Here is a 260-nt window from a genome sequence, read left to right as displayed (position 1 = left end):
GAATCGGTAAAAAAACCGGGTGCTGATATTGAAAGGGTAATGGAAATTGCCGAGCAGAAAATAACCCGACTTGCCGAGCGAACTGAACCTGAACAGGCAGTCACTCTCATTGATGGTATGGAAAAGCTGCTGGTTGAGCTGGAGCGCCGATGCAATGTCCCTGACGGTATTACCGGTACGCCTACAGGTTTTGAAGACTTCGATGCCATGACCAGCGGTCTTCAGGCTGGCGACTTAGTGCTTATAGCGGCACGTCCATC

1 protein-coding gene is annotated in these 260 nt (G+C 50.8%); it reads left to right on the top strand.

Features of this window, described 5'->3' with window-relative positions; translation table 11 throughout:
• The coding region (locus tag N7568_RS24215; RefSeq protein WP_306423167.1) for a DnaB-like helicase C-terminal domain-containing protein at nt 1–260 on the top strand (260 nt) is incomplete at both ends.

The sequence above is a fragment of the Paenarthrobacter aurescens genome (assembly GCF_025421775.1).
GTDB lineage: Bacteria > Actinomycetota > Actinomycetes > Actinomycetales > Micrococcaceae > Arthrobacter > Arthrobacter aurescens_B.
This window is presented reverse-complemented; position numbering and strand designations above follow the sequence as displayed.